Annotated in this window: 12 protein-coding genes and 1 pseudogene; 3 read left to right on the top strand and 10 right to left on the bottom strand. The window is 58.2% G+C overall.

From position 1 onward, the window contains the following. Positions 1 to 80: 80 nt before the first annotated feature. The 6 genes and pseudogenes from SYNCC9605_RS12575 to SYNCC9605_RS12550 all read right to left on the bottom strand — a co-directional run bounded on the left by SYNCC9605_RS12575 (position 81) and on the right by SYNCC9605_RS12550 (position 9871). Positions 81 to 473, bottom strand: a complete 393-nt coding sequence (locus tag SYNCC9605_RS12575) for an Hsp20/alpha crystallin family protein (protein ID WP_011365448.1) — start codon at positions 471 to 473, stop codon at positions 81 to 83. A gap of 204 nt (positions 474 to 677) precedes the next feature. Next, positions 678 to 4094, bottom strand: a complete 3417-nt coding sequence (locus SYNCC9605_RS12570; protein WP_198002459.1) for a DUF4347 domain-containing protein — start codon at positions 4092 to 4094, stop codon at positions 678 to 680. Positions 4095 to 4877: 783 nt separating this feature from the next. Beyond that, complete coding sequence (locus SYNCC9605_RS12565; RefSeq protein ID WP_011365446.1) at positions 4878 to 5357, bottom strand: MEKHLA domain-containing protein; 480 nt, start codon at positions 5355 to 5357, stop codon at positions 4878 to 4880. Positions 5358 to 5371: 14 nt separating this feature from the next. Continuing rightward, positions 5372 to 6258 (bottom strand): annotated as a pseudogene (locus SYNCC9605_RS12560) (SWIM zinc finger family protein). A gap of 2 nt (positions 6259 to 6260) precedes the next feature. After that, positions 6261 to 9458, bottom strand: coding sequence for a DEAD/DEAH box helicase (locus SYNCC9605_RS12555; protein ID WP_011365445.1), 3198 nt, complete (start codon positions 9456 to 9458; stop codon positions 6261 to 6263). Then, on the bottom strand, positions 9455 to 9871 hold the full coding sequence (locus tag SYNCC9605_RS12550) for a hypothetical protein (protein WP_011365444.1): 417 nt from the start codon (positions 9869 to 9871) through the stop codon (positions 9455 to 9457). Before SYNCC9605_RS12550 ends, SYNCC9605_RS12555 begins: the two co-directional genes overlap by 4 nt. A 25-nt stretch (positions 9872 to 9896) precedes the next feature. Between SYNCC9605_RS12550 and alaS the strand changes: the two genes are divergently transcribed. Continuing rightward, on the top strand, positions 9897 to 12566 hold the full coding sequence (gene alaS, locus SYNCC9605_RS12545; protein WP_011365443.1) for an alanine--tRNA ligase: 2670 nt from the start codon (positions 9897 to 9899) through the stop codon (positions 12564 to 12566). A gap of 62 nt (positions 12567 to 12628) precedes the next feature. On the opposite strand, the gene SYNCC9605_RS14165 is transcribed toward alaS, so the two are convergent. The 3 genes from SYNCC9605_RS14165 to SYNCC9605_RS12530 all read right to left on the bottom strand — a co-directional run bounded on the left by SYNCC9605_RS14165 (position 12629) and on the right by SYNCC9605_RS12530 (position 18064). Continuing rightward, entirely contained in the window at positions 12629 to 13522 is an 894-nt protein-coding gene (locus SYNCC9605_RS14165) for a methylglyoxal synthase (protein ID WP_011365442.1), read from the bottom strand. A gap of 772 nt (positions 13523 to 14294) precedes the next feature. Continuing rightward, entirely contained in the window at positions 14295 to 16115 is a 1821-nt protein-coding gene (locus SYNCC9605_RS12535; protein ID WP_198002458.1) for a hypothetical protein, read from the bottom strand. Positions 16116 to 16159: 44 nt separating this feature from the next. After that, positions 16160 to 18064 (bottom strand): CHASE2 domain-containing protein, encoded by a 1905-nt coding sequence (locus SYNCC9605_RS12530; protein WP_041435290.1) that lies wholly within the window; start codon positions 18062 to 18064, stop codon positions 16160 to 16162. Between the two features lie 236 nt (positions 18065 to 18300). On the opposite strand from SYNCC9605_RS12530, the gene SYNCC9605_RS12525 reads away from it, so the two are divergent. Next, positions 18301 to 18996, top strand: a complete 696-nt coding sequence (locus SYNCC9605_RS12525) for a Crp/Fnr family transcriptional regulator (RefSeq protein ID WP_011365439.1) — start codon at positions 18301 to 18303, stop codon at positions 18994 to 18996. Here the strand turns inward: SYNCC9605_RS12525 and speA are convergent. Next, a complete protein-coding gene (gene speA / locus SYNCC9605_RS12520; protein WP_011365438.1) occupies positions 18987 to 20915 on the bottom strand; it encodes a biosynthetic arginine decarboxylase in 1929 nt (642 codons plus the stop codon). The genes SYNCC9605_RS12525 and speA overlap by 10 nt on opposite strands. Before the next feature lie 122 nt (positions 20916 to 21037). Here speA and ndk point away from each other — a divergent pair, with 122 nt between their 5' ends. Next, the gene (gene ndk / locus SYNCC9605_RS12515; protein WP_011365437.1) at positions 21038 to 21493 is read left to right on the top strand and encodes a nucleoside-diphosphate kinase; all 456 of its coding nucleotides are present in this window, start codon (positions 21038 to 21040) and stop codon (positions 21491 to 21493) included. The last annotated feature ends 146 nt before the right edge of the window (positions 21494 to 21639 follow it).

Genomic DNA, 21639 nt, shown 5'->3' with positions numbered 1-21639 from the left:
TAAAAACCCCTGCCATGGGCAGGGGTTAGGCTTCCGTTTTTCTCTTCTTGTTGTGTTGGGCTTGTTCAACTGAAGGCTGATCAGCCGTCGATTTTCACGGAAACACTGGTGTGCTCCACAGCTTTGCCGGCGTTGATTTCAAGAATGCCGTCCCGATAGCTAGCCTTGAGCTGGTCGCGATCGAGGCTGTGGGGGAAACGGAAGCTGCGGCTCCAGGCGCCGCTGCGGAATTCGCTCAGCAGCAATGCGTTGCTGTCATCGCTGCCTGTTGCTGTGCGTTCGGCGCTGATCACCAGGTTGCGATCGGTGGCCTTGACGTCGATTGAGTCGCGGTCCACCCCGGGCAGTTCCAGTCGCACGGTGTAGCCGGTTTCGGTTTCGCGGATTTCGGCGTTGGGAACGCGCTCAGCGGTGGCCAGTTGCTGCTCGAGTCGCTCGAACAGATCGAAGGGGGATTGGCGAAGGGTCAGCATGATGATGGCTCCGAAGTATGAACATCTGCGGACTGGGTTGATCGCCCGCCATCACAATCTGCGCCGGTTGGATGAGAACCAGAAGGATGAGAACCGTCCGTTTTGATTCGGTCTCTACCACCAGTTTCGGCTGACACCACAGGGATGGTGTTGAAACCGAACAGGGTTCATGGCCAACGGCTAAAAAAGGCTTCTTTGGGATGGTCAGACAATCGTGAAATCTGATTCGCTGAGTTCAGGTGCGCCCTTTAGTTTCACGAAGAGGCCGCCATCGCCCCAGCCGTCTTTCTTGCCATTTTCGTTGTACCAGAGAAGCCCTTTCTTCTCTTCGTATATAAAGTCTGCTTTCGAATCATCTTGCTTTTTTGCTTCTTTCTTGTTTTTGATTGCTTTTACTTTTAGGTTGTTGCCGAAATCAAAGACGTCCTTGTCGATTAGTAGTGAGTCGCCTTCTTTGGGTGTGAAGTCGAGAATTGTATCTCGTTCTTTTTTGCCAAAATTATTGGGATCTTGAAAGAGGAACCCGTCTGATCCTCCACTGCCTTTGATTTCGTCTTTGCCAGACATGCCAGCAATGATTTCCCCGGAAGATGTGCCGGTAATTTTTTCCTTCTTTTCGGTGCCAACGATGATGCTGTTGATTTCTTTTTCGCGGACTTTGGTGGGATTGATTAATTCAAAGGTGGACGTCTCTTGTTGAGTTGTGGCGTCATCGATGGAAGGAAGCTTTACGTTGCTGCTTTTGGAGGAAGGTGTAGGACTAGTCGAAGGGTCTGGCGAAGGCGAAGGTGTTGGACTAGTCGAAGGGTCTGGCGAAGGTGAAGGTGTTGGGGTTGGTGAAGGTGTTGGGGTTGGTGAAGGTGTTGGCTCGTCAGCACCAGTGAGGTTGACGGTGTAAGTGGCTGATGTTGTGTCAGTGCTGTCAGAGGCGGTGAGTGTGAAGGAATCGGCGGCGGAATCGCCGTCATCGAGAGCTTTTACGGCGGAGGAGTCTGGTGTGTAGGCGTAAGCGCCGGTGGAGGTGTTGAGGGAGAGTGAGCCGTAGGAGCCAGCGAGAGTGGAGACTCCATCGGTGGTGGATCCGCCATTGATGGCGTAAGTGAGGGTGTCTCCATCGGCATCAGAGGCGGAAAGGGTGCCTGTTAGTCCTGATGTTGTGTTGTCTGAGGATCCAGCGGTTTCTGCGATGGAGCCAGCTGTGGGTGTTGTGAGGACAGGCGCGTCATTGACGGCAGTGATGGTGACCCTTGAGGTGACAGCGGAGGAAGAATCGGTGCCGTCATTGACGACCCAGGAGATGCTGCGGTTTTCGGTGTTGGGGTTGTCGGAAGTGTTGTTGTAGGTGACGGATTCGAGAGCTGTCTCGTAGTTGGCAAGGGTGTCGGAGCCTGTGAGGGTTAAGACGCCCGTGGATGTATTCCAGGAGCCTGTGATGGCGGAGGTATCGGAGAAAGCGAGGACATCTTCTGCGGACTGGTAACCGGAGGAGATGGTGATGGTGGCCGATTCGATGTTGGTGTCATCGTCATCGGTGATGGTGAGGCTGGGATCAATGACGGTTGCACCATCACCTTCTGTGAATGCAAGGGTGCCGCTGGCGCTGCCTGTGACGGGCGCGTTATTGAAGTTGGAGACGGTAATCGCGTTTCCTGTGAGGTCCGCGATATCGGTGGATGCATCAGCTCCCGGCGTCCAGTCTTCTGCTGCGGCAATGTTGTAAGTGGTGCCTCCGCCAGAGGAGGTGCCGTTTTTATTTAAGAGTCCGGCAAGTTGGAGTTGATCGGCGGCATTGAGGGTGATTGAGAACTCAGTGGAAGAGGTGAGTTCAACATCATCAGAAGTGAGGGTGTATGTCGCGCCGCCTTCACCGGTGAGGGTGAGTTTTGAGATATCGATATCGTTCGTTGCTCCGGAATAAGCCGGAAGGTCGATTCCAGTGACGGTTAGTGCACCGGTGGATGCGTCGTAGCTGGCGGAGGTGAGGGTGGGAGCGGCAACGTTGGAGACGGTAATCGCGTTTCCTGTGAGGTCCGCGATATCGGTGGATGCATCAGCTCCCGGCGTCCAGTCTTCTGCTGCGGCAATGTTGTAAGTGGTGCCTCCGCCAGAGGAGGTGCCGTTTTTATTTAAGAGTCCGGCAAGTTGGAGTTGATCGGCGGCATTGAGGGTGATTGAGAACTCAGTGGAAGAGGTGAGTTCAACATCATCAGAAGTGAGGGTGTATGTCGCGCCGCCTTCACCGGTGAGGGTGAGTTTTGAGATATCGATATCGTTCGTTGCTCCGGAATAAGCCGGAAGGTCGATTCCAGTGACGGTTAGTGCGCCGGTGGATGCGTCGTAGCTGGCGGATGAAATTACGGGAGCGCCAGGGCTACTAGGCCACCCTGTATAGGCAATGTAGGCGTCACCTCCATGGGGATAGGTGGCAAAGCTAGTGGAGGTTTCTTCGGTGAGAGTGCCGGTGCTCTTGTTAATTGAAAAGAGCTTGCCGCTTGAAAGATTAGTCCCGTACAGTGTGTTGTCTGACGTGACTAGAAGCCCCATCAGCATAGAGGTGGAAGTTGAGCCCAGCTGCGTCGCCCCGGCTGTTGTGGTTCCATCCAGTGAGATCTGATAAAGAGCTCCGTCTCCATCGACGGCAAAAAGATTGCCCTCGATATCGAAGGCAATATCCATCGCGCTTGTTATTTTTGAGTTATCGCTCTTGCTTGTTTCTGCGACGTAGGTTGCGGCACCTGTCGTAATATCAATTGAGTAGATGTAGCCCCTAAGGTCGAGTGCATACATCAAGCCGTCAGAGTCAACGTCCACGGCATGGAACTGGATCGGTCCACCTGGGTCGCCAGCAACGCTTGAGTCTGTGGTGACTTCGATCCCCGCTTGAGTTAGGACGGTTGTGGCGGGATCGGTTGATGACGTGAGATCTACTCTGTAGATCTTGGTACCAGTGCCCGTTGGGTCATGAAAGAAACTGGCGAATTCTTGCGTTACATATAAATTCCCGTCTTGGCTAAAGGCGAGCCCCCAGACCCTGGTCAGATTGTCAGTTCCGTCGTTAAAATTACCAAGGTCTGTGAATGAATTATCGGATTTTTCTACATAACCAAGTTTAGTGCCATTTTCATGGGTTGTGTACATCTTTTCGCCTAACTGGTGCGCCCACCTGCTCAGATGTGCTGAGTCAACCGGAATTGTGATAAGGGTGTCTCCAAGCTTCCACTGTGTAATTGCTTCGCTTGTGCGGCCAAGGACGTTTGTGCTGGCAAAGACTGATGCTCCGGTGAATCCCTCCAGCAGGCTGACGGCCTCCGGCTCGGCGCCATAGCGGCAGCTCCACAAGGCCAGATTTTTGATTCCCCACGTTTCCAGGTCAGCGCGATGCAGAAACAGCGTTTGACGCGTGATTTCGTGCGCGGCCACCTGCAATACCCCAGGTCGTCCATGGCTCACCCAGTGCAGCGTCTCTACTGGCTGCCCCTGCTGTCGCCGCATCTCCAGTGCAGCTGTAACGGTCTCAAGGGGGTGTTGCCCGGCCTTCAGCCAGAGCACAGGTACGAGGGCTTCAGCCAGCAGCTCTCGAATCTTGGGGCATTCGCCATCGGCGACGAGCAGGTTGCTCATAAGGCCTTGATTCATTACGCGCTAAGCTTCTGCAATAGTATTCATTGCTACAAATTTTGTCGCCACTAATTATTCTGCATGTAATGTATATCAATTAACTAGTAAGTACAAAGGTCTATTGATAGCAATGTTGGGTTGTGGCCAATTGCTGATAATTATGACTGTTCCTGGATCTAGACCTTGAAGTGTTTTGGTCGTCTAGATTTTGTTAGAAGTTGGTATTTTCTTGTGGTCGATTGATGCTCAGCTTTGGGCCTTTTGATCTTGTCCACCATGTTGGCTTGCGCATGGATTCACGATGATCGCGGCCTGTTATGCCTGGCTTTCTTCATTGATTCGGAGGTTTTTGTAACCTCTGTGTAATTTGATTCTTGGCTGAATTATCTTTAAGGGCTAGTTAATTACGAGTTGAATTTTCTTCTTGGATGGGTCTCGTTGTATTGTCTCTTCTCGCGCCATGCCCTTGGATTTGTAAGGCTAGAAATTTATCTATTCAATCTGTTTGAGATGCTTGTCTTTGGCTGCGCCGCCTTACCTGTTGCTGTTTTGATGTCGCCGACGGTCATGGCTTCTCATTACTTGAAGTTGGCCAGGCTATTGATATGGCGGTCGTCATAACAGGCGGGGGGTGGTGCTGCCTGAGGATTCGGCTTGGGGTTTGGATCGTCAGACGGGTGATTGGTTGTTCCCGCTGCGGTGCCATCGCGTGAACTGTTCGACTAGTGAAGTGACAAGTACCGGTACTGGATCGGGTGGACCCTTTCCTTTCGCTTCTCATTGTTTTTAAAGCCACCACCAGTCGCTGAAGCAGGCCGCCTGGCCGCAGACCCGTTCTTCTGCATCCCAGAGGGTCCAGATCCGGGCCTTGTTGATCATGAATCGCCGCCCTTTGCGGCTAATTCGAATGCCGCGGTAGTTCTGCACTGCATCGAGGCGCTTGGCCTGGCTCAGTGCGCTGCTGCGTTCCGCCCGTTCGCTGTCCGGGGCGGTGAGCCATGAGGGCATGCCGATCAGTTCATCCCATTGGCTGTCCCACAGCTGCAGAGCCGCAGCGTTGGCGTAACTGAGCTCGGGATCCTGCTCCGTGCCGTGGGCCAGCACCGGAAAGCCGCAGGCGAACAGGTTCTGGCAGATCAGCCGCTTTGAGTGACCCGGTTGGTGTGTGGCGATCAGCGGCCTGCTGAAGGCCCGTTGATGCGATTGCAGCAGCACTCCGGCGAGCTCTTGTTGGTCGGTGGTGAGCCAGGCGGCTTCGCAGGCCATGGCGCCACTCCGCTTCAGCTGCCCGCTGCCATGGCCTGCAGCATCGCCTTCTGGGCACTGGCCTGGCCATGGGCCTTCAGGTTGCTGAGGAAGGTGCTGCGCGCATCGGCGAAGCGTGGGTCCTCCGCCAGCGGTAGCTCTCCGGCAGCATCGAGGCCCGTGTCGCCATCCATGGCTGGGGTGATCACCACCAGGTCGCCATCGAGGCTGCGGTTGTAGCGCCACCACAGAGCCGGGTCTTGAACGGCTGCATGGGGGGGTAAAGGAGTGGCTTTACTGGCGATGTTGCTGTTTGTTTTTTCCTTCGCTTGTTGGGCTAAGTCCGCGAGGGCTTTGCGTCGGTACTCCGCCAGGTCTTCCAGCAGCCTGGCCCGGTTGCGGCCCCGCAGTTGGAACAGCACGAAGGGATCTTCACTGAAGCGATCCCCCATCAGGAAATACACCGCGCTGATGTGTTTGCAGGGGTTGGCTTTGTCTGGACAGGTGCATTCGCTGCGCACCTCCTGCAGCTTGAACGGGAACAGGCGCTTGCCGCTGGCGGCGAAGGCCCGCTCGATGTCGGAGGGCATGATCCCCGCCAGCAATTGGGCCGACCAGCGTGCTTTCTGGGCTAGGGCTTCCAGCACATAGCCCCAGTCCTCATCGTTGAGCACGTCCAGCCAGAGCTTCACCTTGTAAGGCGCTTCATCGGTGCCCTGGACGCGGGCATGCAACGGCGGCCTTCGAAGCGGATCGAGGTCACATGGCCCTCGCGGGCGTAGCCCCAGGCCCGCTCCAGCCGTTTCTTGAAGCGGTAGCCGTTGATCAGCTCCATCCATTGCTCAACCCACCAGGGCTGTTGGCCTAGGCCGTCGTCGCCGATGGCGGTGCTGCCGTTGGAGCTGACGTTGGTGAGGGTCATGGTCAGGTGTCCTCCAAAGAAACGAGATCGCGCAATTGATCGCCACCGAGGCTTCCCAGCCAATCTTCGCCGGAGCCGATCACATCTTCGGCCAGGCGTGATTTCTCGCGGATCATGCGATCGATTTTTTCCTCCACCGAACCGCTGGTGATGAATTTATGAACCATCACTCGGTTCGTTTGGCCGATCCGATAGGCCCGGTCGGTGGCCTGGTTTTCCACGGCAGGGTTCCACCAGCGATCGATGTGGAACACATGGCTGGCCCGCGTGAGGTTGAGGCCCACACCACCGGCCTTGAGCGAGAGCAGGAACAGCTGTGGACCGCGGGGATCCTCCTGGAAGCGATCCACCATCGCCTGGCGTTCGTTCTTGCGGGTGCCGCCGTGCAGGAAGGGCACTTCTGATTTCCAGCGCTGCTGCATCCAGGCCCTTAGCAAATGCCCCCATTCGGCGAACTGGGTGAACAGCAGGGCCCGATCGCCCGCTTCGATCACCTCATCGAGGATCTCCTCCAGCCGCTGCAGCTTGGCCGAACGGCCCAGGAAGCCATCGTCCACGGCCCCTTCGCTCAGGGCCAGGGCGGGATGGTTGCAGATCTGTTTCAGCCGGGTGAGCAGGGCCAGCACCTGCCCGTGGCGCTGCCCGCGCGGCGCCCGGGCAATGGCATCGAGGGTGTCTTCCACGGTCTTGCTGTACAGAGATTTCTGCTCCTTGCTCAGCCCCACCCATTCGCTCAGCTCCACCTTTTCAGGCAGGTCGGAAATGATCGTCTTGTCGGTTTTCAGCCGGCGCAGGATGAACGGACCCACGCGGCCTTTCAGGTCCCGCAGGGACGACATGTCGCCGTAGCGCTCAATCGGCATCCGATAGCGCTGGCGGAAGAAGTCTTCTTCCCCAAGCACCTTTGGGTTGAGGAAGTCCATCAAGGCCCACAGTTCGCTCACCCGGTTTTCCACGGGGGTGCCGGTGAGTGCGATGCGGAAGCGGTTGCTCTTGATGCGGCCGGTGCGGGCCAGATCCCGGGCGGCTTGGCTCTGTTTGGCGCCAGGGTTCTTGATCGCCTGGGCTTCGTCAATCACCACCCCCTGCCAGTCCTGGGTTTCCAGCAGTTCGCTGTCACGCTGCAGCAGCCCGTAGCTGGTGAGCACCAGATCCACCTCCTTCAACGCTTTTTTGAGTTCGGCGGGTGTGGAGGGCCGGCGAGGCCCGTAATGCTCGGTGACCTTCAACTCTGGAGTGAACGATTCCGCCTCCCGTCGCCAGTTGGTGAGCACCGATGTGGGGGCCACCAGCAGCACCGGGCGTTTCAGTTCTTGCTCCGCTTTGAGGTGCTGCAGGAACGCTAGCAACTGAATGGTTTTGCCCAAGCCCATGTCGTCAGCTAGACAGGCCCCTTGATCGAAGCGGTGCAGGAAGGCGAGCCAGCCGAGGCCCCGCTCCTGATAAGGCCGCAGCTGCCCGCTGAATCCTTCCGGGGCCGGCAAGGGGTCGGGGGCCTTCTGCTGGTGGTATTGCTGCAACACCGATTGCAGCCGTGGGCCGGCGTCGAAGCGGTGCACCGGCATCCGCATCAACAGTTCCCCTTCCGTCCCCGTCAGCCGCAGCGCGTCGTCGAGGCTCAGTTCAGGTTTCGCCCCACAGAAGCGTTCGGCATTTTTGAGGTCGTTGGGCCGCAGTTCGATCCAGGCCCCCTTGTGGCGCACCAGGGGGCTGCGCTTGCCGCTCAGGCGCTCCAATTCCCGCAGGGTGAGCGTCACCCCGCCGATCATCAGATCCCACTCCCAGGCCAGACACTCACCCAACGTGAAACCGCTCGAGCGTTCGGGCAGTTCCGCTTTGATCGACAGGCCCAGTCGGCTGGCCAGGCCACCGGAGAGGCTGGGCGGCAGCTCCACTCCCACGCCGGCATCCCGCAGCTGCCGGGCGGCCGTGCGCACCAGCACGAAGGCCTCGGCCGGGGTGAGCTGCATCGTTTCAGGTGTGGCGCTCTCCAGACCCCGCTCAATTGCCGGAAACACGCTCAGGGCGCGGCCCATGCCTTCCAGCAGCACTTCACCCGGTTGGTCCACCCGGATCTCTCCAAGCTGTAGCGGTTCCGCACCAGCCGCCCAGGCCGCGGCGGCCGGGAGCTTCAGGCTGGGGTCAGCTTCCGCCTGCAGCCCGAAGCGCAGCTCCCAGAGATCCTCCCCATCCGGTGGGGTGTGCAGTTCAAGGCAGGTGCGGGCCGCAGCAAAATCGCCGGCGATGCCCTCCCGCCAGTGATGGCTGGCGGTGGCCAGGCGTTCGGCCTCTTCATCGCCGATCTCGATCACCCCGGTCTCCGACCCCAGGGCCTCCTGCCAGAGGGTCAGCAGGGGATCAAGCCCATCGGTGGAGGGTTCAAAGTCCTTGCGCAGCTGCGCGTCCACTAGATCTTCCAGCAGCGTCGCCACCCGCAGGCGTCCGCTGCGGGGCCGGCAGCTGGCCACAGGGTTGGCGGCTCGCATCGCCTCCGGTCGTAACCGGGTGGTGCGGTTGCTGCGGCGCCCCAGGGGTTCCCGCCAGGGCAAGGCGCAGGTGGCCACCAGCGGCAGGCTGGCCGCCAGATCCTCCAGCCGGCGCCGGTCTTCTTCCCGGTTGAGAAGCGGCACCCAACGGGCCCGATGGGGATAGCCCTCCCCTTTGCTGAACTCCATCTGGGGAATCCAGCGGCCCCGGGCCACCAGACTCAAGGCCCAGCGCTGCAGATGGCTCCACCAGCGCAGTTCATCAGCCAGGTCTGGATTGGTGCCGGAGAGCGGCAATCGGGACAGCCACTCCGTGGCTGCCGACGGTTCCACCGCGAGCCCCTGCACCTGCCAGGGCCACCATTCGGTTTGCTTGGGGATCGGTTCGCCGGCCTGCATCGGTAGCCCGGTCCAACCCGGTGGTTCCGGTGTTGGCTCCTCTTTTGTGCTGCGGCTTTTGCGCAGCTTCACCGTGCGGCTCGGCAGGGTGAGGCACGCCGTGGCATCGATGCAGCCGCCGGGCAAGAGGTCGCGTTCGCTCAGCCAGGCCCTGAGGTCTTCATGGCTTAGGGTGAAGGGGTGCAGCGCTGGGGTAAGGCCCGGGCCTTCCGGTGTGGCCACCCGCCAGGTGTCAGCCCAAACGAGCAGTGCCGGTTGACCGGAACTGCTGGAGGTGCGGATGGCGGGAAGCCAGGTGGCGTGCAGCAGGCTCATGGCCGCGACGCGGGCAGGAAGCGGAGGGTGCCGTGGAGCAGGAGAGCACTGCCGATCAACGGCAGCCAGGCCTGAAGAAGCTCCAGTAGTAATGATGTCAGGCCATCGACCTGCCAGTTGTCAAGGGGTAGGGGCATGCCGAGGCTGCGCAACCCGCAGACCGCCCCCACTAGACCCGCCTGCAGATGCCCGTCATCGGGATCCACCCGTTGCAGATGGAAGGCCAGCAGGCCGTAGAAGAGACCGCAACCGCCGGAACGCACCGCAGCTTCCAGACCCCAGGGCAAGCTCAGCAGCCCAGCACTGATGCCGGCAGCCAGCGCCCAGCCGATCGACTGCAGCCGCAGTCGCTGGCGAATCTCGGGATCACTGGGTGGAACGGCCAAGGGCGCCGGCGGTTCAAAGGCGATCATGACGGCAGGATCCCCCTTTCCTGTCATGGTTGCCGTCGCATCGTCGTCTTCTGCAGCGTCTGCACCGCGCAGTGGGGAGGAGATCCGTGAAGCGTTCCTCAACTTCTACGCCGAGCGCGGCCACAAGCGGATGGCCAGTGCCTCGTTGATTCCCGACGACCCAACGGTGCTGCTCACCATTGCTGGAATGCTGCCGTTCAAGCCAGTGTTCCTCGGCCAGCAGGAGCGACCTGCGCCACGGGCCACAAGCTCGCAGAAGTGCATCCGCACCAACGACATCGAGAACGTGGGGCGCACGGCCCGGCATCACACCTTCTTCGAGATGCTCGGCAACTTCTCGTTTGGGGACTACTTCAAGCAACGGGCGATTGAGTGGGCTTGGGAGCTCAGCACCGGCGTCTATGGCATCGATCCCAAGAACCTGGTGGTGAGCGTCTTCCGGGAAGACGACGAAGCCGAGCTGATCTGGCGTGATGTGGTGGGGGTGAACCCCAAGCGGATCATCCGCATGGATGAGGCCGACAACTTCTGGGCGTCGGGCCCCACCGGCCCCTGTGGCCCCTGCTCGGAGATCTATTACGACTTCAAGCCCGAGCTCGGGGATGAGGACATCGATCTCGAAGACGACGACCGGTTCATCGAGTTCTACAACTTGGTGTTCATGCAGTACAACCGCGACGCGGAGGGCACCCTCACGCCGCTGGCCAACCGCAACATCGACACCGGCATGGGCCTTGAGCGGATGGCCCAGATCCTTCAGAAGGTTCCCAATAATTACGAAACCGATCTGATCTTTCCGCTGATCCAAGCGGCCGCCGATCTGGCGGGGGTTGATTACCACCAACTCAACGACAAGGGCAAGACGTCGTTGAAGGTGATCGGCGATCACAGCCGTGCGGTGACGCAGCTGATCTGCGATGGCGTCACCGCCAGCAACCTCGGCCGCGGCTACATCCTGCGGCGCTTGCTGCGCCGGGTGGTGCGCCATGGCCGCCTGCTGGGCATCGACAAACCCTTCCTCGTCACAATGGGCGAGGCAGCGATCGCCCTGCTGAAGGGGGCTCACCCCAGCGTGATCGAGCGTCAGGAGGTGATCCTGGCCGAGCTCCAGCGGGAGGAAGCCCGCTTCCTTGAGACCCTCGAGCGCGGCGAGAAGTTGCTGGCGGAGGTGCTGGCCTCCAAGCCCACCCAGATCAGCGGTGCCCAGGCCTTTGAGCTGTACGACACCTATGGCTTTCCGCTGGAGCTCACCCAGGAGATCGCGGAGGAGCAGGGCCTGGCCGTTGACCTCGATGGGTTCGAGGCGGCAATGGAGGAGCAGCGTCAGCGCGCCAAGGCGGCCGCGGTGAGCATCGATCTCACCCTGCAGGATGCAATCGACCAGGTGGTGGCGGATCAGGCGGCCACCTGTTTCGAGGGGTATGAAGCCCTCGATCACGCCTCCTGCGTGCAGGCGTTGGTGGTGAACGGTGGACCATCCACCACCGCTAAGGCGGGCGATGCGGTTCAGGTGGTGCTCGACACCACGCCGTTCTATGGAGAGGGCGGCGGTCAGGTGGGCGATCGTGGGGTGCTGGCGGGCAGTGATTTGATCGTTCGGATTGAGTCGGTGAGCCGCAGTCGCGACGTCTTCGTCCATGCCGGGCGGGTGGAACGGGGTGAGCTCGCCCTGGGCGACACCGTGAAAGCTCAGGTGGACCGCGCCTGCCGGCGTCGGGCCCAGGCGAATCACACAGCCACCCACCTGCTGCAGGCTGCGCTCAAGCAGGTGGTGGATCCAGGCATCGGCCAGGCCGGATCACTGGTGGATTTCGATCGCCTGCGCTTCGACTTCCACTGCCCCACGGCGGTGACGCCGGATCAGTTGCAGCAGGTTGAAACCCTGATCAACGGCTGGATCAACGAAGCCCATGCGCTGCAGGTGCAGGAGATGGCGATTGATCAGGCCAAAGCGGCCGGTGCGGTGGCGATGTTCGGTGAGAAATACGCCGATGTGGTGCGGGTGGTCGACGTGCCCGGTGTGTCGATGGAGCTCTGCGGCGGCACCCACGTCACCAACACCGCGGAGATCGGCCTGTTCAAGATCGTGGCGGAAAGTGGCGTGGCGGCCGGCATCCGTCGGATCGAAGCCGTCGCTGGTCCTGCCGTGCTCGCTTATCTGAACGAGCGCGATGTGGTGGTGAAGCAGCTGGGGGATCGCTTCAAGGCCCAGCCGGCCGAGATCGTGGATCGTGTGGCGGCCCTTCAGGAGGAGCTCAAGGCCACCGGCAAGGCGCTGGCCGCGGCTCAGGCGGAACTGGCGGTGGCCAAGGCCGGTGCTCTGGCCGCAAAGGCCGAGGCCGTGGGCGACTTCCAACTGCTGGTGGAACGCCTTGATGGTGTGGATGGCGCCGGTTTGCAGGGCGCAGCCCAGAGCCTGGCGGATCAGCTGGGGGATGGTGCTGCCGTGGTGATCGGCGGTCTGCCGGATCCCGGCGACATGGGCAAGGTGATCCTGGTGGCCGCCTTTGGCCAGCAGGTGATCGCCGCCAAGCTTCAGGCCGGCAAGTTCATCGGCGGGATCGCCAAACAGTGCGGTGGTGGCGGTGGTGGACGCCCGAACCTGGCCCAGGCCGGCGGTCGTGATGGTGCTGCCCTGCCTGGTGCTCTTGATGCAGCTCAAGCTGAGCTGACGTCGGCCTTTCGTGCTTTGTGATTCTCCCCCACGCCTTTATTAATCTTCATTGAATACACACCCTGAACGCAAAAACAAATACTTTATCCCGCTTCAACCACCTTTGTCTGGCCTTGAATATAGGTCTGAAGCACGTGGTTGGGGATTGACTCACGCTCAGATTTTCCTGAAAGTAGATAGTCGAGAATGGCTTCTCCACTTTGTGGATTAGTGGCAAACGGAACCTGATAGACATCGCAAAGGCGCCCTAGGGCTTCAATGTCGGCATGGTGAGGATGTGGTGAGAGTGGGTCTCTGAAAAAAATCACGCCAATAATGTTTCGCGTTGAGATGAGCGTGCCAACAGCTTGGTCGCCACCAAGAGGTCCCGAAGCCACTTTTTTGCTCAGGACAAGACCTGTTTTTTTGTAGAGCATGCTTCCGGTCGTACCCGTTGCCATGAGTGGAAATTTTTCCAATTTTCTGCTGTGCATGCCGCAAAATTCCATCAAGCTTTCCTTCATGTTGTTATGGGCAATCAGTGCCAAATATTTGCGTGTATCGGTGTAGTTTTCTGCGGCTTTCTGCTGTTGACGTGCGCGTGTGATGGTTCGAAAGTATTCTCTGAATTTCAGGGCAAGTGGCTGGTTTTTGTTGAGAAGGTCTTCGAAGTCGTGAACTGAAAATCGTCCAACCGTTGTCTGTTCGATAGTTCGAGTATCTGCAGTGCGTGTTGCCTCGTCAGAAAAAAGACTTTCCCCAACTATTGAGCCTGGTTTTTCAATAGCGAGTTGTCGATCTCCGTCAATGACCTGAACCAGTCCATCCAGGATGAACACCATGCTGCAGGAGGGTTCCCCTTTTTTCATCAAAACTGTTTCTGCTTGAACTGTCTCGATGGATAGATGCTCAGCGAGTCTTTCAATCTCATCGTGGCTGAAGCAATGCTTCAGGTTGCCTTCCTGCTGAAGAATTTCGATCAGTGCGTTGCGATTCATGTCTGAAGCGACATTTTCCTCACTTTAAGGCCTTTTTTCCTATCAATCTTGTTGTTTGTTGGAGCGTCCTGATGGTGTGGATTGCATCGGCCTGTAGGGAGTGGTCCAAAACTTACCAAGTAGGTTCGGAGAAGTTGTGCCCTTTTGATTGTTGTCTTTCAGATCTTGAAGGCTTAGTTAAAGCACTACTGGTTCTAACTTGCGGTAAGGCAATGATCACCGACAAGAGTTCTGGATCCGTTGGTCTCGATTAGACTGTGATTGGTGGAGTGTTCACTTAGGCTTGATTTGTTTTGGGACTAGATTGTAGTGAGAGAAGTGATGAGTATCTAAAATTTATGCATTTATAGTTCTCATTAGGTTGTAGTCGCGAGAAAATAGCATAACATTTTTGGTAAAAAATTTGGCTTGGTCGTATGCTTCTTTCGGCTAATAGTTGCTGCTTTTGCCAGTATGCTTAATACTATTTATCTGGTCGTCTTTTGAAGGGTTTGCCTGATATTTGCTAAATTAAAAATCTCTCAATTTGAATTTTCATTCAGCTGTTTGGAGGGGGATTTTCTTTTAGTCCAGATTTTTTGGGCCGCATCGGTTGTGGCCTCAAGGGATGTCTGAGAGTTATTTGCTGCTTAATTTCAGCATAAAGTTCATTTGTTGCTGCTGATAAGCCGACGCTGATTTTAGTCGTGGCGCTTAGAGTGCTTATTTAGAAGCGTCTATTGTGATGCATCAGGTTTGAAAATAAAAATTTTGAATTAGTGCTTAGAAATTTTTATTCGAGTTTTGGGGTGGGTTTAGGCGCAGGTTTAGGCGCAGGTTTTGGCGCAGGTTTAGGCGCAGGTTTTGGCGCAGGTTTAGGCGCAGGTTTTGGCGCAGGTTTTGGCGCAGGTTTTGGCGCAGGTTTTGGCGCAGGTTTAGGCGCAGGTTTAGGCGCGGGTTTGGGCGCAGGTTTAGATTCTTTGACTGAATTTGTTGTGGGATTGTCTTTTTCTTCTAAGTCTTCGTCTGCTTTGTTCTCTTTTTTGGGAAGTTTGTTGTCAGGGACAACGAGATTGTTGGCGCCGCGAAGTCGTGGATACGGAGTTCTTGCTTCAATCAACCAGTCAGAGCCCAGGATGGCCAGCAAGGTGCGGTTAGGTAGCCCATAAAGCTGTTGGTAGATCAGGTTGATTACATGGCTTTCTGGCAGGAGGTTCTGCCCGCCCATGGTCTCGATGATCAACTGAGAGAAGCGTTCTTTGCTCATCATCTGTTGACTCAGCAGTGTTCCATCTGGGCTGAATCTCGCCTCTTCACCAGCTTTCAGGCGAATGATGGCGTCGGCATTGCTGATCAAGTTGTTGAGGTTAGTGCTCGAGATCGTTGTTGCTTCAGATGTCGGTTGTGAGAATGTCTGGCCTCGATCTTGATTGAGGGCCACTTGTGTCGCCCTGCCGGTGTTGAATTCGCCGGCTTGCCATGGTGCGGGTGATGCGGGTGTTTTGGCGCGAAGGTTCGGGTCGTTGACAAACCCTCCATTCGTGGCGAATCGATAGTTGACCTGACCGCCCACCACTGTGTCGAGCAGCTTGTCGTATTGACCGTAGGCGGACAGGGTTACTTGGTCGCCGACAGGTACATTCAAGCCGACCCGTCCACCGCCATAGGAATCACCTGTGCCGTGGAGCACGTAGGGCGAGAGTGACAGGGTGATGGATTGGTCGCCCAGATCAGCCACGGGGATGCCGACCTGGCCGATGGCGAATCCCAGCTTGTTCGCGCACTGATCCAGAGGGATGCCTCCCGTAACGCCGAACTGCCAGCGATCTTTCTGCCACTGGCCTCCCACCGCGAGCTGAGAGTGGAAACATCCAGGTCCATCCCAGCCGTCGTAGCCAATCAACAGGGAGCTGATGCTGCGGTCATCGGGGTTGAACCACTTGTATCCCAGTTCTGTACTTGCGCCCCAAGCACCATCAAAGTTGCTGCTGGCCGTTGAGTAGCTGTAGAGAAGCGTGCTGCCCAAGTTCTGGCTGAGCGGGACGAACACTGAGGCGTCGCCAAGGATGAGGCCTGCAGCCTCCCCCAAGGCACTTCCAGAACTGTTGCTGCCCCAGCTGCTTGCACCGAAGCCGATCACTGGGTTCAAGGTGGGGTACAACGAGAGGATGTCAGTGCTGCTCAGGCTGGCTGGTGTTTCCAGGGCATCACCCACCGTTGCTTCACCACTCAGCACTGCGAGGTCATAGTTTCCGTCTTCTCGGACGCTCAGAACGTAGGTGGTGCCCCGGATTCCCAGCACTTTTGTTCCCAGACAACTGTTCTGAGGGCCGTTGACCAGCACCTGACCGCGATCCAGGCGAAAGCAGTCTTCCCCTAGACGGATCAGGCTGTTGTTTCCCAGAAAGCCGAGTGCCCGTCGGTCAAACAGCACTTCGGCCCTGCTGCTGCCGGTGCTCAGTTCCTGGCCACGGTCTGCGATGTCATCAACCGTTGCCGGTTGTTGGTCGATGAACACTTCTGTGCCATCGATGATCCGTCGAATTGTGGCATTGTTGAACGGAGTTGCTACCGCTGCTGCAGGAAACAGAGACGCCGCGCAAGCGATAGCCAACAACTTTCTGTACACGAACACCAACCGTTGACCACAGATTCGTCTTACAGATCTGTGTCCTGTCGGGTGACCTCCGCGGTGTCAGTTTTTAGTGCGAACACCTGTTGCTGGCCTTGCCCACGTATTGGAAAGGTGCCCAGGTTCTGCACACGCCAATCACTGGGTAGATGTTCTGCCACCGCAGCACTCATCACAATCGACTGGCCGCATTGCTTGGCAATCGCCTCCAATCGGCTGGCTGTGTTGACGGCATCGCCGATGACGGTGTAATCCATGCGGCTGGAGCAGCCAATGTTGCCGCTCACAACCCAGCCATAGCTGAGCACCACCACTTGCTTCCATGGTGATTGCCCTTGAGAGACCCAGGTGCGATTTAGAGCGGCGAGGCGCTGCTGAAGGGTTATCGCCGTTTTGACTCCAGCAATCACGTTGGTGCTGCTTGTTTTTTGTAGCGGCGCTCCAAACACCGCAAGAACAGCATCCCCAACGAATTTATCAACGGTTCCTCCCTGCGAATGTACGGCGTCCACCACCTCGCTGAAGTAGGTGTTGAGTCGATCAACCAGTCCTTTCACATCACCTCGTTGGGTCATCTCCTGGGTGAACGTTGTAAAGCCACGAATGTCGCTCATCAGAACTACTACATCCATCAACTTCCCACCCAGCAGTTCATCGGCTTCTTCTGGCTGGTCGGCGATCTCGGCTGCGACTGCGGGAGAGAGATAACGACCCAGCGTTCGGCGCAAACGTCGCCGTTGCCACTGGAGTCGAAGGGTGGCGTCGGCGCTGGAGACAATCCCGGTCAGGATCAGGCACACCGTAGGCCCCAGCACTGGTAGCAGGAGGCCGCCCCAGGCAATCAGCCAGGCACCTGCTGTCACGAGGACACCGGAGGCTGCCAACAGGACTCCAAGTCTTGGCAGAGGCCGCTCCTGGCGCGATGTGGAGATGCCTGCAACGAGCACCAGAAGCGCCATCGCAAGATTCCAGCCCGGTGGAGCAGGTATCCAGCGAAGTGAGCGATCTTCCAGTCGGTTGGCGACCTCGGTGGCATGCAATTCCACGCCCGGCATACCTTGTGCACCTGAGAAGACGGCTGGATGGAGGTCTTGAAACACGGCTGCTGTCGGTCCCACGAGCACCGTGGCATCCCTGAGCACGCCGCTTTTCTTGATCGTGAGGAAGGCGTTGGCGTCGAGAAGTTCCCAGATCGAGATGGTTGGAATCGTTCCAGGAGGTCCGTAGGGATCCAACAGATCCAAGAGTTTGTCGTCGAGATTGATGTCAGCGTTGGCAAGTTCGAGCAAGGTCTTGGCCAGTCCATCGGGGACGGAGGAACCCAGGTGCTGGCGCATCTCCGCTGCACTGTGTCCAGGCCGCCGACGAATCACACCGTCTGGATCTGGAGATCCATTGAGAAGCCCTCGGTTCAGTGATTGGTCAGCTGGTTGTAGGGCGGGAGTCAGGTCCAGCAAGGACATGCTTGCCACGGGGCCCCGGCCGCTCAACACCTGCACACCAAGTGCCACGCGGTCGCGATAGCGCCTCAATGCACCGGCGAATGCTGCATCGTCGTCTGTTCCGTGGCTGCTGGGTGCTTCGAACAGCAGGTCAAATCCAACGGCGGAAGCGCCTGCTTCAAACAGACGTTCCAACACTTTCACGTGCACCCTCCTTGGCCAAGGCCATTGGTTCAGGTTTTGGAGCAGAGGGTCACGGCTCAGGTCGGCGTTGGCAGCTTGCTGAAGGCTGAAGTCGTCGATCGCAACGATCACCACTCCTTTTGGTGCATTTCGGGGCCCTCGGGTTTCTTGGACCCAGTCAGCAAAGCGCAGGTCAAGTTGGCTTAACCGCTCCTTACCGACTCCCCCGACCGTGAGGACCAATCCGCTGAGCAGCAGCGTTGGGCCAAAACGTCGAATCCATTCGAAATGGTGTGACCGTTTCATGGCTTTTCTGAGACTTGCACTGTGGAGGTGATTCCCGTTCAATGCCATTCCACTTGAGAGTTCATTGGCATAGACAGCAGCCGTTCAGTGGGAGCGGCCTGTTGAAAGAGCACGTCACTTCAAGATGGCTTGCGGATGTGTTGTCAGAGCTGTTGGTGTGCGATCTACTTCTGTAGATAAATGGCCATCCTGATGTTGGTGCTTGTCGCGTCGTACCCGCATTTCATTTCTGAATCATGTCTGCGCTCACCCCCGAGGACCTCGCCTCCACTTCTTTGTTCGCCGACTTGGCTGATGAGCAGCGCATGCTTCTTCTGGATCGACATCGTGAGACGAGCCATCAGGCGGATCAGCTGATTGTTATGGAGCAGGACTGGGGCGAGTCAGTTTTTCTGCTTCGATCCGGTTTGGCCAAGGTGCGTACCTACACCGCTGATGGCGACGAGGTGGTGATGTCGTTGCTCGGGGATGGCGATGTATTCGGCGAGATGGCCGTTCTCGATGGCTCGGCTCGCTCCGCTGATGTAGTCGCTCTGACGCCACTGCATTTGGTCAAGCTTCGCTCGGCACCATTTGCAACTCTGTTGCAGCAGCAGGCGAACTTTGCCCTCGCCTTGGCTCGTTTAGAGGCCTCTCGTCTGCGTGATTTGAATCAGCGCTTTGCTTTGCAGAGTGCTGATGCCACAACACGATTGCTCGACGCCCTCGCTTATCTGGCGCGTAAGTCCGGGCCTGAGGCGCAGCCCACCGCCGTGATCCCACCACTGGCGCAGAAGGAGATTGCTCTGATCGCAGGTTTGGCCCGAGAAACAGCTTCCAGAACGCTCAGCAAGCTGCGAACGCGGGGCACAGTGATCGTGACGGATGAAGGCGGCTTGCAGCTGGCGGATCTCAAGCCACTCGTGAAGCGGGGGCTGTTGCCTCAGTCTTGAAGGTAGGTCGTTTGTCGCAGGCTGCTTTCGAGGTGATCCAGCAGACGTCTTGACTCATCGATGCGGAGCTGGCCGTTGTTGATGGCCGCTTCCGCCGCCACCCGCAAGCGCTCCAGCAAGGTACGGGGGTCGTGCTCCATGGCCTCCAGCACATCGGCATTGGTGTCGCCCCGCACCACGTGGTCAATGCGATAGCTCCCTCCTGGACTGAGGCGAATGTGCACGGCATTGGTGGTGCCAAACAGGTTGTGCAGATTGCCCATCACCTCTTGGTACGCCCCGCTGAGGAACAAGCCGATCAGATAAAGGTTGTCACCGTCGAGCTCGTGGAGCTCCAAAAGTTGCTTTGGTTGTCCGTCTCCGATGAAGCGATCGAGGCGTCCATCGGAATCGCAGGTGAGGTCGGCGAGGTTGGCCAGTCGGGTCGGTCGTTGATCCAGCTGCTGGATGGGCACCACCGGAAACAGTTGATCGATGGCCCAGGTGTCTGGTGCTGAACGAAAGATCGACAAGTTGGCGTAATACGTTCCAGCCAGAGCCTTGTTGAGGGCTGCGAGCTCCTCAGGAATGGCTTGATCCTGGGGCAGTCGCTGGGCAATCCCATCGGCACAGGCCCACGTCAGTTGTTCAGCGGTGGCGCGGTCGGGCAGACTCATGTAACCGAGCCGGAATGCGGCCAGCGCATCCTGCTTGAACTTCAAGGCGTCGTTCCAGGCTTCCTGCAGCCGCACCAACTGCGCATCCGTGGTTGCCGATAACTCCTGAATCGTGGCGAGGGTGTCCCGCAGGTTGCGAACGGTCAGTGGTTCATCTCCGCTGGCTTTGGGAACCGATGCCGGCAGTGAGCTGCTTCCCAGAACGTCGAACACCAGCAGGGAGAAATGGCTGGCAATGGCACGGCCGCTTTCGCTCACCAGCGTGGGTACCGCAACACCATTGGGTTCGCAGCATTCCCGCACCGTGGCCACAACGTCGTTGGCGTAGTTCTGCAGCGAGTAGTTCGTGGATGCTGCAGACGCGGTGCGGCTGCCGTCGTAGTCGATGCCGAGTCCACCACCCACATCGAGGAACCCCATCGGGGCCCCGAGTCGGGTCAGCTCCACATAGATCTGTCCCGCCTCTTGGAGAGCGTCTTTAAGCACGGCAATGTCGTTGATCTGGCTGCCGATGTGGAAGTGCAGCAAGCGCAGATCTTGGAGCAAATTGTTGTCCCGCAGCCGCTCCACCGTTGCCAGCAACTCGGGAATGGAGAGGCCGAATTTGGCCTTGTCGCCAACCGAACTGCCCCAGCGCCCCGTGCTGCGGCTGGAGAGCTTGGCCCGCACACCGATGTAGGGCGCTGCCCCCAGGCTCTTGCTGGCTTCAATGATCCGGTCCACTTCGTCCGGCTGTTCGATCACCACCACCGGCTGCCGTCCCAGACGTCGCGCCAGGATGGCGGTCTCGATGTAGAGCCGATCTTTGTAGCCGTTGCAGATCAACAACGCCTCGGGGTCGTCCAGCAGTGAGAGGGCGATCAGCAACTCCGCCTTGCTGCCTGCTTCCAGCCCAAAGTTCCAGCGCTTGCCGCAGCTCACCAACTCCTCCACAACATGGCGTTGTTGGTTGCACTTCACCGGAAAAACGCCTTGGTACCGGCCGGCGTAGCTGTACTGCGCGATGGCGCGTTCAAAGGCGGCGTGGAGCCGCTCCAAGCGGTCTTCGAGGATGTCGTCGAAGCGAATCAGAAGTGGCAGCGCCAGGTTGCGGCTTTTCAGCTCTGAAACCAGATCCACCAGATCGAGGCTGCCGCCGCGATCTCCCTGGGGTTGAACACTGATGTGTCCGCGCCCATTGATCGAAAAATACGGATCGCCCCAGCGGTCGAGGCCGTACAGCGCAGCACTGTCCTGAATCGACCAGTGTTCGCTGTCTGACACTTGTGTTTGCGTGAAGTGGATGGCCGGAATCTAGGGACATTCCCCGCACGGCCCAAGGCCTGTGCTTGCCAAGCGGGGTGGCCAGCGTTGACGATGGCGGCGCTTTTTGATTACACGAATCCATGGCCGAACGCACGTTCATCGCCATCAAGCCCGATGGTGTCCAGCGCGGGCTGGTGGGCGAAATCCTCGGCCGCTTTGAGCGCAAGGGTTTCAAGCTGGTGGGCTTGAAGCAGATCACCCCCAGCCGGGCATTGGCTGAGCAGCATTACGGCGTGCATAAGGAGCGTCCTTTCTTCGCTGGTTTGGTCGACTTCATCACTTCGGGCCCTGTGGTGGCCATGGTGTGGGAAGGCGACGGTGTGATCGCCAGCGCCCGCAAGCTGATCGGTGCCACCAAGCCCCTAGAAGCTGAACCCGGCACCATTCGCGGTGACCTGGCGGTCAATATCGGACGCAACGTCATTCACGGGTCTGATGCTGCCGAAACCGCCCAGTTTGAAATCGGCCTCTGGTTTCAAGCTTCCGAGCTGAACGACTGGAGCCCTTCCGACCAGGGCTGGCGCGTCGAAGGCTGATCGGCTGACGGTTCGTTCTGCTCTGCATACCCTCGGGACGAAGTCCCGGGGGTTTTGTTTTGAATGCTGAATCGCTGCTGTTGTTGCAGGCCCTCGAAGGGGTGGTGAATCAGGCATTCGCGGATGTTCAGCCCTGTACCTTTGCT

The organism is Synechococcus sp. CC9605, from assembly GCF_000012625.1.
In the GTDB taxonomy this organism is placed as follows: domain Bacteria; phylum Cyanobacteriota; class Cyanobacteriia; order PCC-6307; family Cyanobiaceae; genus Parasynechococcus.
Note: the sequence above shows the minus strand (reverse complement) of the source record. Positions and strands in the feature narration are given on the sequence as shown.

Excerpts from the sequence above, each read along its gene's own strand:
- SYNCC9605_RS12575 (WP_011365448.1), bottom strand. The coding sequence starts at position 473 with ATGCTGACCCTTCGCCAATCCCCCTTCGATCTGTTCGAGCGACTCGAG.
- SYNCC9605_RS12570 (WP_198002459.1), bottom strand. The coding sequence starts at position 4,094 with ATGAGCAACCTGCTCGTCGCCGATGGCGAATGCCCCAAGATTCGAGAG.
- SYNCC9605_RS12565 (WP_011365446.1), bottom strand. The coding sequence starts at position 5,357 with ATGGCCTGCGAAGCCGCCTGGCTCACCACCGACCAACAAGAGCTCGCC.
- SYNCC9605_RS12555 (WP_011365445.1), bottom strand. The coding sequence starts at position 9,458 with ATGAGCCTGCTGCACGCCACCTGGCTTCCCGCCATCCGCACCTCCAGC.
- SYNCC9605_RS12550 (WP_011365444.1), bottom strand. The coding sequence starts at position 9,871 with ATGATCGCCTTTGAACCGCCGGCGCCCTTGGCCGTTCCACCCAGTGAT.
- alaS (WP_011365443.1), top strand. The coding sequence starts at position 9,897 with ATGGTTGCCGTCGCATCGTCGTCTTCTGCAGCGTCTGCACCGCGCAGT.
- SYNCC9605_RS14165 (WP_011365442.1), bottom strand. The coding sequence starts at position 13,522 with ATGAATCGCAACGCACTGATCGAAATTCTTCAGCAGGAAGGCAACCTG.
- SYNCC9605_RS12530 (WP_041435290.1), bottom strand. The coding sequence starts at position 18,064 with ATGAAACGGTCACACCATTTCGAATGGATTCGACGTTTTGGCCCAACG.
- SYNCC9605_RS12525 (WP_011365439.1), top strand. The coding sequence starts at position 18,301 with ATGTCTGCGCTCACCCCCGAGGACCTCGCCTCCACTTCTTTGTTCGCC.
- ndk (WP_011365437.1), top strand. The coding sequence starts at position 21,038 with ATGGCCGAACGCACGTTCATCGCCATCAAGCCCGATGGTGTCCAGCGC.